The organism is Vibrio sp. 10N.286.48.C11 (genome assembly GCF_041469805.1).
Classification (GTDB): domain Bacteria; phylum Pseudomonadota; class Gammaproteobacteria; order Enterobacterales; family Vibrionaceae; genus Vibrio; species Vibrio crassostreae_C.
This window is the reverse complement of record NZ_JBFRLK010000135.1, coordinates 1-12983: the sequence shown is the minus strand read 5'-3', so window position 1 is coordinate 12983 and position 12983 is coordinate 1. Positions and strand designations below refer to the sequence as shown.

Genomic DNA, 12983 nt, shown 5'->3' with positions numbered 1-12983 from the left:
TTAATTACGCAACAAAGCCTGTGTGAGTGTGACAATTGGGCTTTCCATTTCCTTTCCTTATAACCAAAACCTACCATCAAAAGGTGTCGTTACTTGTGGCAATTACTGAAGCGACAAGCTCTATAAAACTGTAGACAACAATTTGAAAAAGAAAGCGATTTATATCGAATAATTAATAACCTTGTACTGCGAAAAGAGAGAAATAGATCAGTGTGAGGAGGAATACAGGTGTTTGTGGGAGCTTAGAGTCACCTCAGAGGCTTTCGAATTTATCGTCAGACGGTTCGTGACCACGTTTAAGTGCAATAAATCATGGTTTAACGTGTTAAAGGTTTTCTTTATGAAAGTGTGTTGGGGGAGGGGGATAGTGCTGTTTCTCTAACTTGTTAATGCCCCCAAGTTTCTTAGAGTATTAATTCTCTTGTTTTTACCCACTTTAGTTAGCCAAGTTCAACTAATCATTGTTTCATGTTTACTTGGTGGATTCTTATTACTGTCTCTGTGCAGACATTTCGTGTCCTCCCCTCTCCTGAGTTATACGCTTTGGTCTAAATAGGCAAGTATTCGCAATATCATTCAATCTATGTAAGTGGTGATTACAAGCTGTTCTAACAATTATAATTCCTTATTAATGAATGACTGTTTTTATAAGTTTCGGGCATTTGTGTTTAATAGTCCACAATATCAGTCACAAATCGGTCAATAACGGGCTTGATGGCGATTTCGTCACAGTTTTGCCATTTTTTCATTGGTAAATTAATAATCAAGCAAGCGGGAGACCATTATGAGAAGCCTACAAATTGTTGAACTAATAAATGATCAAAGAAGTGCAACCGTCGAAGAAATATCAGAAGCCTTTAATGTTTCTGTGGAAACCATTCGTCGAGATTTAAAAAAGCTTGATGAATCGGGCGCACTTAAAAGAGTTCATGGTGGGGCTATTAGTGTTCAAGAAATTGATGAAGGTCTTTCTTTTCATGCGCGTTCTAAGGACTATATAGAAGAAAAGGAATTACTGGTAAGCAAAGCGTTAGATTATATTAAAGAAGAAATGGTAATAGGTTTAGACGCAAGTTCATCGAGTTGGTGTCTCGCTCGAGAGATTCCAAATATCAGTTGCACTATTATTACCAATTCTCTTCAGAATGTTATTGCCCTTGAAGGTAAAAGTAATATTAATGTAATTTGTACTGGTGGCAGTTATTCCGAGAAGTACAGTAGTTTCTATGGTCCACTAGCAGTGGAGACACTGGCTAATATGTCTTTGGACGTCTGCTTCTTTTCCTGCGTTGGGTTTGATTATGACTCAGGAGTTTGGGATTCAAATGAATATAACTATCAAATAAAAAGAAGTTTTATCGATATATCTGATCAAGTTATTCTAATTGCCGATAAATCTAAATACAAAAAAAGAAGTCTTCTTAAAATATGTGATAACGAATCGGTAGATGTAGTAATAACTGATTTGTAATAACGTGAAACAAAATAAACTTTAAAATAAAAATAAATAATTTAATTAATAAATAAGGATATCTTATGAATGATACTCTCAATATAAGTTCGTCTGAAACACAGAGGAATAATAAAGTAGAGGTAATACCAAAGGAAATTAAATTTGCTTTTTGGCTACTATGTTGTTGTTTTGCCATGTGGGGTTTGGCAAATAACATGACTGATGTACTTATTGCACAGTTTCGAAAAGTATTTACTTTAACCGATATGCAATCCGGTTTGGTACAAACGGCTTTCTATGGCGCTTATTTTTGTTTGGCTCTTCCCGCTGCGCTTTTCATACAGCGATACAGTTATAAAGCCGGAGTGCTTTTGGGCCTTGGATTGTTTGCAACCGGCGCACTGCTATTTTATCCCGCCGCGCAAGCAATGGAATATTTACCTTTCTTGCTGGCATTATTTGTTCTAGCTGGCGGTCTCTCCATTCTAGAAACAAGTGCCAACCCATACATATTAGCGATGGGTCCTGAAGAAACCGCAACTCGACGTCTAAATATTGCTCAAGCTTGTAACCCTATTGGTTCGATCACTGGGGTGTTAATTGGCAAATTTTACATCTTATCGCAACTAAACCCTGCAACGGATAGTGAACGTGCGGCCATGGCTGCTGACGAACTAGCGAAAATTCAATCTGACGAACTGTACGCAGTAATGATGCCCTATATGGGCGTAGCAGTTGTTATTGCTTTAATTTGGCTATTGATTCTTAAAACTAAGATGCCGGCCGCAAAGGACACAAGTACTACCGGTGAGTCTACATTTGGTCAGGCGTACCGCCGTATTGTCAAGCGAAGCCACTTCACCAAAGGCGTGTTAGCTCAGTTTTTCTATGTCGGTGCGCAAATTGGTTGTTGGTCATGGACTATTCGTTACGTGATGCAAGAAGTCGGCGGTACAGAAGCAGAAGCATCAACATACCTACTGACATCTATTGTGATTTTCTCTGTCATGCGCTGGGTTTGTGTCGCGCTGATGAAACACATTGAACCACAAAAACTACTTGCTGCTTTGGCTGCGATCGCTGCGATTTTAGTCGCTGTAATCATGGTAGTGGGTGGGTTAGCAGGAGCTTATGCACTAGTCGGTGTGTCTGCATGTATGTCTCTGATGTTCCCGACTATTTTTGGGCTATCACTGAGAGATTTAGGGTCTGATTCAAAGTTTGGTGGAAGCTTCTTAATCATGGCAATCCTGGGTGGTGCACTGCTAACCGCCATCATGGGGCAAATCTCAGATGCAGCAGGCATTGGTGCCGCATTTGTTATCCCATTCATTGGCTTCGTTTACCTAGTGTACTACGGCGCAAAAGGTTACCAAGTTAAGTAAAGAATTATCCACAGGGGCAGCATTAACCTGCCCCCTGAATTAAAGAAATAATAAGGAACATCAATGATGTCACAGTTAGTTAAAATCGGTATTCGTCCTACCATCGACGGTCGTCAAATGGGTGTACGCGAATCTCTTGAAGATCAAACTATGGGAATGGCTCAGCGCGCAGCTCATTTTATTCAAGAGAATATTCGCCATGCTAGCGGAGAGAAAGTGGAGTGTGTCCTTGCCGACTCTTGTATTGGTGGTGTAGCAGAATCTGCTGCGACGGCTGACAAATTTAAACGTGAAAATGTGGGCCTTGTACTGACAGTAACACCGTGTTGGTGTTATGGCACAGAAACCATTGATATGGACCCGCATACACCAAAAGCCATCTGGGGTTTCAATGGTACTGAGCGTCCAGGTGCAGTATACCTAGCCGCCGCGATGGCAGGCCACTCACAAGTGGGTTTACCGGCATTCTCAATTTACGGCAAAGAAGTGCAAGACGCAGGAGACGAGTCAATCCCAAGTGACGTACAGGACAAGATTCTTCGCTTCTGCCGTGCAGGTTTAGCCGTCGCGTCAATGCGCGGTAAATCTTATCTCTCGATGGGCTCTGTATCTATGGGCATCGCGGGCTCTGTGGTTAACCCTGAGTTCTTCCAGAAGTATCTGGGCATGCGTAATGAATATGTCGATATGACAGAAATCAAACGCCGTTTGGATCGAGAAGTCTATGACAAGAAAGAGTTTGAACTGGCACGTGCTTGGGTACGAGACTGGTGTAAAGAAGGTAAAGATTATAACGGCACCCCTTTCACCGAAGAGCGTAAAGCAGAGGATTGGGATACCGTCATTAAGATGACCATGATCATGCGCGATTTGATGCAAGGCAACCCAAAACTTGCAGAGCTAGGCTTTGGTGAAGAATCGCTAGGACACAATGCTATTCTGGCTGGCTTCCAAGGTCAGCGTCATTGGACCGATCATTTGCCCAATGGCGATTTTTCAGAGGCCATCTTGAACTCCTCATTTGATTGGAACGGCATTCGTGAACCAATCTGTGTGGCAACAGAAAACGACGCGTTGAACGGCGTAAATATGATGTTTGGTAAGCTACTGACGGGTGAGGCTCAGGTTTTCCATGATGTTCGTACCTACTGGTCTGAAGATGCGGTAGAGCGTGTGACAGGGACCCGCCCAGATTCCGGTTTCTTGCACCTGGTTAACTCTGGCTCAGCAGCGCTCGATGGGGCAGGTAAAGCGAGAACAGCTGATGGTAAGCCGGCGATGAAACCGCACTGGGAACTGACACAAGCCGACGTTGAAGCGTCTCTAAATGCAACGAAATGGTGCCCAGCCATTGAAGAATACTTCCGTGGGGGCGGCTTCTCGTCTCAGTTCCTAACTGAAGGTGGCATGCCATTTACTATGCATCGAATCAACATTATCTCGGGTATTGGTCCAGTGCTGCAAATTGCTGAGGGGCACTCTATCGAACTGCCAGAAGATGTTCATAATACCCTAAATGAGCGCACTAACGCGACTTGGCCAACGACCTGGTTCGTCCCTCGCTTGACTAGCCAAGGCGCATTTAAATCGGTTTATGACGTTATGGCAAACTGGGGCGCTAACCACTGTGTTATCACTTCAGGCCACGTTGGCGGCGATTTAATCTCTCTCGCTGCAATGCTGCGTATTCCGGTATCGATGCATAACGTGGATAGCCAAGACATCTTTCGTCCGCATACTTGGTCTGCATTTGGTCAGGATGTTGAGGGACAGGACTATCGCGCTTGTCAGAACTTCGGCCCTATCTATAAGTAATTCAATAGGTAACTAATTTTGCCTGCCCCAACTTGGGGTAGGCCTTAAAGGGGTGAGTTATGTCGATTGCTATTATTCTTGATTGCGGAGCCACCAACGTCCGCTCTATTGCGATTAACCAGCAAGGTGAAATTGTTGCGTCGCACTATATTGCTAATGAAACGCTACAGAATGGCACTAAACATGTTTGGGATTTTCAACAGATTTGGAAAAAGCTTGTTGAGTGTTCAAAGCAGGTAACGGCTCAAATTAATTCGACGGATATTGTTGCCGTTTCTGTCACTACCTTTGGAGTGGACGGGGCGCCCTTCGATAAAGATGGAAAGCAGATCTATCCCATTATTTCTTGGAAATGTGCTCGTACCGCGCCTGTGATGAGCCAGATCTCGCAAGATATTGACCGCGATGAACTGTATTTGACCAACGGCATCGGGGATTATTCGTTCAATACCTTATTCAAGCTTAAGTGGTTGAAAGACAACGAACCAAAAGTCTATAGCAATATGGATAAGTGGGTGTTTATTTCGTCGATGTTGACACAAAAGCTGACGGGCGAATTAACAACCGATCGAACGATGGCTGGCACGTCGATGATGACGGACCTAGACAGCGGTGACTGGAATGAAGGGGTATTACAGTACCTAGAGCTGACGAAGGCGCACTTTCCTCCCATGGTTGAAGCGGGCGAAATAGTGGGTTGTTTAAAAGACGATGTCGCCTTCCTGCTTGGCATTCCAAACAGAGTTCCAGTGATTTCAGCAGGTCACGACACTCAGTTTGCTTTGTTCGGCTCTGGTGCCAAAGAGAATCAGTCTTTCTTAAGCTCAGGGACTTGGGAGATCTTGATGGCTCGTTCGCCACGTCCTCAGTTAAAACCTGACTATCTCAAAGAGGGCATGACAACAGAGCTTGATGCTAAAAATGATTTGTTTAACCCAGCAATCCAATGGCTCTCTAGTGCAGTAATGGAATGGGTCGCCAACACCTACTTTACGGATATTGCCGAGAGCAGCAGTAAATACGCGGTGATGGTTTCGGAAGGGGAAGCGGCCCCTATCGGTGCAAATGGCGTTAGGTTCGATCCATCCTTTTTACTTGGTGGTGACGGTAAAGGAAATGGTGCGATTACTGGCCTGTCCATTAATGCCACAAGGGGCGAGATATACCGCGCCGCTCTAGAAGGACTGGCCTTCAAACTCAAGAGCAGTCTGCACTATCTTTCCACGACTTGTCGCTTAAATACCGAGTGTTTAATGGTGGTGGGTGGTGGGTCTAAAAATAGACTGTGGAACCAAATAAGAGCTGACGTTGTTGGCATCCCTATCCATGTGGTTGAACAGCCTGAAGCCACAGTGACGGGGGCAGCGATGTATGCCTTTGCAGGGGCTGGGGTATTTATTGATGCCAATCATGCCCAAGAAAATATGAAGCCTGCTTACCAAGTCATCACCCCGTCTGAGAGCCGTGAACAATACGCCCAGTTATTGGAGGAAATACACAATGCTTAAAGGAATCCATCCGGCAATAAGCCCAGAACTGCTTGCCGTATTAAGTCGAATGGGGCATGGCGATGAAATTTTGTTTGCCGACGCCCATTTTCCTGCGGAGACGTTTGGATCGCATGTGGTGCTAAGAGCCGATGGCGTGAATATCGATACGCTGTTAGAGGGCACAATACCGCTATTTGAGCTCGACGTGTACTGCCAAAGCCCGCTGATCATGATGCAAGCAGTAGAGGGTGACCAGCTCGACCCAACAGTTGAATCGAAATACATGGCGGCAATCACAAAGACCACGAAAGACAAGCCTGCATTAGAACACATGGATCGTTTTGATTTTTACGACCGCGCCGAAAAGTGCTTTGCAGTTGTACTGACGGGCGAAACCGCTAAATACGGAAACATCATTTTAAAGAAAGGCGTAACGCCAGCTTAAGGAAGTAATACGATGACAATAACAAGAAATGAACTAGCACAAGACATTATCGATACATGCTTAGAGATGACTAAGCTGGGATTAAACCAAGGCACCGCAGGTAATGTCTCGGTGCGCTATGAAGGTGGTTTATTGATCACTCCAACGGGTATTGAATATGAGAATCTGACACCGGAAAAGATCGTTTTTGTAAGCGAATCCGGAGAATTTGAGGAAGGCAAAATTCCATCAAGCGAATGGGCTTTCCACCTAACCTGCTACCAAGCGAGAGAGGATTGCCATGCCGTTGTTCACAACCACGCCATTAACGCGACAGCAGTGTCTATACTCAATCGTCCAATCCAGGCGATCCACTATATGGTTGCAGCATCGGGCGCGGCAGAAATACCTTGTGTACCTTATGCTACCTTTGGCTCTCCTAAGTTGGCTGATTATGTAGATGCTGGCATTCGTCAAAGTAAATCTATTCTTCTTCAACATCATGGCATGATCACCGTTGGTGAAAATCTGAAGAAAGCATTGTGGTTAGCACATGAAACCGAGGTATTGGCTGAGCTTTATCTCAAGTGTGCAGCGATTCAGCCAGACGTTCCAGTGCTTCCAAACCAAGAGATGGATCATGTACTCGATAAGTTCAAGACGTATGGATTGCGAGTTGAGAAGTAATTGATATCGGCCCGATCCTTCGGGCTCTTACCGTAAAGGAATGACTATGGTGTTTGCATTAAATTTACCAAAACTATCATTATCCGGCGTAGGTGCGGTGGCAGAATCTGTTGCAGTGTTGGACTGTCGACCCGTAAAAAAAGCAATGATAGTGACAGATAAAAACCTTATTGAATTGGGGATATTAGATTCTCTTTATTGTGCACTCGATGATAAAGGGTTCGATTATGTCACCTTTGATAAGGTCACCCCTAACCCGACCGTTAGTTTGGTTAATCAAGGTGCTGAGTTTTACCAACAGAGCGGGTGCGATTGTTTGATTGCGGTTGGTGGCGGTAGCCCTATTGATTGTGCGAAAGCGATTCGTATTGTCACATCAAATGAAGGCGAAATCACCGATTATAATGGGGTCGGCCTGGTTAAGAATAGCGGTGCGTTCTTTATTGCTATTAATACAACGGCGGGAACAGCGGCGGAGATGACGTCCAATTCGGTGATTACCGATGAGAAGAATCTCGTTAAGATGGTGATCGTCGACACCAAACAGATTCCAGATGTTGCGGTTAACGACCCATCATTGATGGTTGGTTTGCCTGCCTCTGTTACCGCTGCAACGGGTATGGATGCGCTGACCCATGCCATTGAGTCGGTTGTGACTCCTGGCGCCCATCGTTTAACACTTCCGACCGCACTCGAGGCGGTTAAGCTAATTGCCAAATGGCTGCCTATGGCAGTAAAGGATGGAGCGAACATAGAAGCTCGGTCGGCACTTGCTGATGCGCAATTTTTAGCGGGGATGTCGTTCAACTCAGCCGGATTAGGCGCGGTTCATGCGTTGTCACATCAGCCTTCGGCAACACACAACCTAGCGCATGGCGTTTGTAATGCTATCTTGCTGCCTGTGGTGAGCGCATTCAATGCTCAAACGATTCCAAGTGCGTTTAGAGAAGTAGCTGAAGCGATGGGTGGGGATACGTCTCAGTTAGACGACACTAATGCAGCCCTATTAGCGGTGGACCTGATTTGCACGTTGTCTCGTGAAGTGGGTATCCCTTCTGGGCTGGCTCATCTTGGGGTTAAGCATGCGGATATTGATGGTTGGGTTCAAAAAGCCATGGATGATGTTTGTATGGGAGGCAACCCAAGAACGTTGACCAGTGAAGACGTTTATCACCTTTACGAGTTGGCGTTATAGCAACCGTGTAGTGGTACTGTAGTGGCTGAGTGAATTTGGCCACTTGATTGGAGGTTTGCAATACTTGAAGTGATTCATAAATCACTAATTTAGGAAACTCGCTGAGAAGATTTTGTCCAACTATGAGTTGGCCTTTGCAGATCATTCATCCAATATTAACCGTTTTACTCAGTACAGATGTGGTGTTGGAAAATGGGAACAAAAACGACCTAACCACGCTCTAAGCGTCGTTAAGTCGTTATTGGTTTGAGGTCAGGGATTAATTGAGCGCTTCAATCAGAGTGATTTCGCGTTTGATCTGCTTACTCTCTTGCTCAGTTGCTTGCGCCAGTTTCTTTTCGCGTGTGGTTATGGCAGCTTGTTTCGCTTCGTCAGATTTGAACATCAGTTCTTTTACGTTGATAGAAGCGATGTTTGTGTAGCGGCCATCGTCACTGGTCGGGATTGATATGGTTTCATCATTAATCAATGACTTCACTATCTCTCGTTGTTCATTATAACGGCTTTCTAAACCAGAAAGTGCCCATCGTTGTTGAGGTTTACCTTCATACTGACCGTTCCTTTCTTCTTTAAGATATTTGATGGTCATATTACGGATTGTGCCTGCTTCTTCTCCATACTCTGCTTCCGTATCAAAAAGTACAGGGAACGATTCGCCTTCTAGCACGCCGCCTTTCTTGGTTAGATGACCCATTCGATAGCTATTCATACCAATACGGATTTCTGTTTGATCTGTAACCGGAGTGCCATCTGCAAACGCGAGGTTGGTAATGCGTGTACCTGCAGGCTGAGTAAGGTCGATGGTATAAGCCACGCCCGCGAAGAAGTCATTGGTCGAGTATTTTGATGCTCTGCGTTCAGGGTTAAAGCTGTAGGTTACATCGCCAGGTTGTACTGAGTTGAAGTAGCCCGCAGACCATTCCATGTAGGTTCTCAGCTCTTTGCCTGTCATCTGGTAGACAGTGATTTCGCCACCTGCGTATTGGTAGTTGTACGCGATGTCTTTGGCTTTGATTGGGCCAACATCGAGCTTGGCATTGTCGTTGTCTATTTGAAGTGCGATGACATTGGCTTTAGGTGCATAGAAGAAGCTCGCTTCTTGGAATAGCGCACTGATGCCTGTGTCTTGAACATGGACTTGAGGGATACCGCGGATTTCGTTTTCTGGGACTAAATCAACGCCGGTAAGTTGAGCGACAGGTCTGTTCGCCATTTCTCGGAGTTGTTTGTGGTAAGGCTGGTATAACTCGTCCATATTCTCATCAGAGTCGATACCTTTAATTTTATAGGTGAAGCTGTCTTTGTTGACGAGAGTGAATGTGCCATCGCGCTCTTCAAATTGAAGATCGATACGAGATAGGGCGCGGCCATATCTGTCGGGTTCAGTAATAATAACGCCATTTACAACGGCTTTCTCGATGCGAGTGTGCATGTGGCCAGCGACGATGGCATCAAGCTCTGGGTTTGCATTGGCAATGTCGGTGACACCGGTGTCGGCAATGTCATTCTCGTTCTCAATTCCCATATGGGCAACCAATATGATGGCATCCACTTTATCATCAATCTCTTTGACGATTTTCTTCACTTCCAAGGTTGGATTAGTGAAAGTGACGCCTTCTAAACGGTTGGTACCTTGCGCAAAGACCTCCGTCATTGGGGTATCCATTCCGATCACGCCGATCTTAATGCTACCGCGTTCTAGGATGGTGTAACCAGGCAGGAATGGGTTTCCGTTTTTGTTCTTGATGTTGCCACCGAGAGACTGCCCTTTAAATTGGGTAACGGCCCTGTTGAGGGTTTTGAGGCCAAAGTCGAATTCGTGGTTACCTAAAACCCACACATCGTATTTCATGTGATTAAAGCCAAGCATCATTGGATCAACGGGCTCGTCTTTGAAGGTTTCTACGAAGTTGCCTTGGATGGTATCGCCAGCGTCGACAAGGATAATGTTAGATTGCTCTTTGCGGATCTCACCAACTTTGGTCGCGATTTGGCTCAAGCTACCACGAGTGTTGAGTTTATCTGCCGCGTAATCCCACGCCATAAAATGACCGTGGATATCTGAAGTACCCAGTATCGTGACATCGTGTATATCGCCATCAGCTGCAAAGGTGGGAAAGGCTAGAGAGAGTAGGATGGCGCTTGATAGTATGTGTCTTTTCATAAGTATGTTCACATCGTGGTTTTAAGTATGACGCTACCATATAGAATCGAGGTTATCTTATGGGTGATCAGTATCATATTTCTACTGATATAACTAATTGATGTTTCAAATAAATGTGATTCATGACCATCTCGTAACCACTTAAGTTATGGAGAAATGCACCACAACTCTTCGCTATCTTTTCAATCTTCGATTTCTTTAATCAAACTTCCTAAGCGATGGTGTATTAACAAGCACGCTTGTAAGCTGTTGAACGTCTTGCCTGTTGAAATAAACAAGGTATATATCGTCCAACTCTCACTTACTGTGGCAGTAAGATGATCTTGCCCTCTAGGCGTGTGGTTTTCGATTCAATGAGATCAATCGCGGTTTGCACTTCATCGAATGGTAGATAGCGGTCAACGTCGAGCTGAATGTCGTTTGTGATGAAGTGATCTAGCATGGTCGTGAACTTATCACGGCGAACATCTTTACCTTCTGCTTCCTCCCAATAACGCAAGAAGAAGGTGCTGAAATCGATGTGTTGGTTTTTCGCGTACTCAAAGAAGCGTGGCTCGTAAAAATCCAACGACAGCGTCCCATAGTTGATAAAGCGCCCGTTGTTGCCAAGGGTGTGAACAAGATCGGTTCCGGGTGAGCCGCCAATCGCATCAAAGGCAACGGTTGGCATAGGCAAGCCTAATGCCTTAATTTGAGAAACTAGATCAGCGTTCGCATCTATCACCCAACAGGAAGTGGCAGGGTATTGTGTCTGCTGTGATGTAACGACAATGATGTTGAAGCCGAGTGATGCTGATAACTGGGAGAAGATCTTACCGATGGCTGAACTGCCCGCGTTGATGATCAACACATCCTCTTGGGTCAGCTTGGCTATTTCTGTCGTTAGCACCCATGCGGTTAGCGCATTAATGTACAACTGACAGGCGTAGCCATTGTCTAAATGTTGAGGAATTTGGAACAGATCATCTGGTGATACATCGACATAGTTCTGCCATGTTCCACTGGTTGCCACAAGCACTCGTTGATTCACTATAAACTCAGCACTGCTGGATTCTACAATCCTTCCTACCGCTTCAAATCCCGGTACTCTCGGCGGCTGATGGCTATGTTTGTATTGGCCCACACCATAAATCGACAACAGATCACTAGGGTTGATGTTAGTCGCTTCAATTTGTACGCGAACTTTATCTTTGTCTAGTACCCCTAAAGCGACATGTTCTAACTTGAGAGATTCTTTTGGCTGACCGAAACGGAACTGGCTAATTCGGGTATTTTGCTTAGTGTCAGTCATAGTTTGGGCACCTTTATGGATTATGAGTACTGCATTGATTTTAAGTGTAGCGTGTTCATAAACAACCTTGGGTCGCTAATATTGCTTAACATAGCTGGCGTCGGTAAACAGTCGTCATCAACGTAGTCGACATAGTCTGCCGCCGAATCGAAGATCAAAATATCCAAAGCCAAACGATCCAAGCCATATCGGCCTCGGTGGATCATATCCGCTGAAAACACCAATAAGTCACCTGCGGCTAACGGTATCTGCTTACCACCAGAGATGTCATCGCTGCTCACTTTGCCGTTTTCTTCTTGGCGAACATTGTACTCTTCTTCGTTATCCCAACGTTTGTGCGTGCCGGGGATAAGTTCCATGCCGGGCTCATCAAAAAGGGGCACTCGCAGATGCAATACTTGGGTTTCCATGATGACTTTCATCTGGTCATCAATGTCGTAGTCGTATTGACAGTCACGATGCCAGAAGTCTTTTTGCTGCGGGTTTACTGGGTTGAAGAACAGCTGTGTATTCATGAATGCCGGCTTGTTCGGAATCACCGCATCAACCACATCCATCACTTGTTTCGAGCTTATGAAGTCGAAAAGCACGCTTCTATCGTCGGCAGGCAAATACTCGCTTCCCGTAATTAAAGACGAGTTAAATGCTTCTTCTTTATAGAACTCTTCGTTGTCTGCTTTCCATGATTCATGAAATTTCAGCACGACTTTTCTAAGCGATGCAATTTGAGCTTCATTGAAATAATTTCTGATAACAAAGTAACCATGTTCGTCGTAACGGTCACTTAATTGTTGGCTGTTTTCTACCACTGACTACCTTCGTTCATTCTTTGCTGTATAATAACTAAGGTCAACAGCCCTAGAGATTTCTTGGGCGCATAATGCCAGACAGTCGTCATTCAACCAAGTAACGAGTGCAGAAGCCTGTAGATTCAGTGATGCGATAAAACTCTATGGGGGCGAGTGTTACATGCCTATCCATATCATGGACTCATGCGATAAAAATCTCCGCATATGTGATCTACCCCCTTTTTTTATAAAATAAAAAGATTCACATGGTGTAATGCCGATCAGTTAAAG

General features: G+C 44.8%; 10 protein-coding genes. 7 read left to right on the top strand and 3 right to left on the bottom strand.

Annotation, left to right across the window (positions count from 1 at the left end):
• The first annotated feature begins 784 nt into the window (after positions 1–784).
• The 7 genes from AB4209_RS22090 to AB4209_RS22060 all read left to right on the top strand — a co-directional run bounded on the left by AB4209_RS22090 (position 785) and on the right by AB4209_RS22060 (position 8449).
• Positions 785–1471: a DeoR/GlpR family DNA-binding transcription regulator gene (locus AB4209_RS22090; protein WP_372057390.1), complete on the top strand. Its 687-nt coding sequence runs from the start codon at positions 785–787 to the stop codon at positions 1469–1471.
• Positions 1472–1668: 197 nt separating this feature from the next.
• Positions 1669–2838 carry an L-fucose:H+ symporter permease gene (fucP, locus tag AB4209_RS22085; RefSeq protein WP_017059999.1) on the top strand — a complete coding sequence of 390 codons (1170 nt, stop codon included), beginning with the start codon at positions 1669–1671 and terminating at the stop codon, positions 2836–2838.
• A 66-nt stretch (positions 2839–2904) separates the two neighbouring features.
• Positions 2905–4653, top strand: coding sequence for an L-fucose isomerase (locus tag AB4209_RS22080; protein ID WP_372057392.1), 1749 nt, complete (start codon positions 2905–2907; stop codon positions 4651–4653).
• A gap of 59 nt (positions 4654–4712) precedes the next feature.
• Complete coding sequence (gene fucK / locus AB4209_RS22075; protein ID WP_017059997.1) at positions 4713–6161, top strand: L-fuculokinase; 1449 nt, start codon at positions 4713–4715, stop codon at positions 6159–6161.
• A complete protein-coding gene (gene fucU / locus AB4209_RS22070) occupies positions 6154–6588 on the top strand; it encodes an L-fucose mutarotase (RefSeq protein ID WP_017059996.1) in 435 nt (144 codons plus the stop codon). Before fucK ends, fucU begins: the two co-directional genes overlap by 8 nt.
• An 18-nt stretch (positions 6589–6606) precedes the next feature.
• Positions 6607–7254, top strand: a complete 648-nt coding sequence (locus AB4209_RS22065; protein WP_029236427.1) for an L-fuculose-phosphate aldolase — start codon at positions 6607–6609, stop codon at positions 7252–7254.
• A gap of 46 nt (positions 7255–7300) precedes the next feature.
• Positions 7301–8449, top strand: a complete 1149-nt coding sequence (locus AB4209_RS22060; protein ID WP_017059994.1) for an iron-containing alcohol dehydrogenase — start codon at positions 7301–7303, stop codon at positions 8447–8449.
• 259 nt (positions 8450–8708) lie between these two features.
• Here AB4209_RS22060 and AB4209_RS22055 read toward each other — a convergent pair whose 3' ends face one another.
• The 3 genes from AB4209_RS22055 to AB4209_RS22045 form a co-directional block, all read right to left on the bottom strand.
• Positions 8709–10613 (bottom strand): bifunctional UDP-sugar hydrolase/5'-nucleotidase, encoded by a 1905-nt coding sequence (locus AB4209_RS22055; RefSeq protein WP_171732730.1) that lies wholly within the window; start codon positions 10611–10613, stop codon positions 8709–8711.
• Between the two features lie 301 nt (positions 10614–10914).
• Entirely contained in the window at positions 10915–11904 is a 990-nt protein-coding gene (locus AB4209_RS22050; RefSeq protein ID WP_017059992.1) for a zinc-dependent alcohol dehydrogenase family protein, read from the bottom strand.
• 20 nt (positions 11905–11924) lie between these two features.
• Positions 11925–12713 (bottom strand): phytanoyl-CoA dioxygenase family protein, encoded by a 789-nt coding sequence (locus AB4209_RS22045; protein WP_017059991.1) that lies wholly within the window; start codon positions 12711–12713, stop codon positions 11925–11927.
• Between the last annotated feature and the right edge of the window lie 270 nt (positions 12714–12983).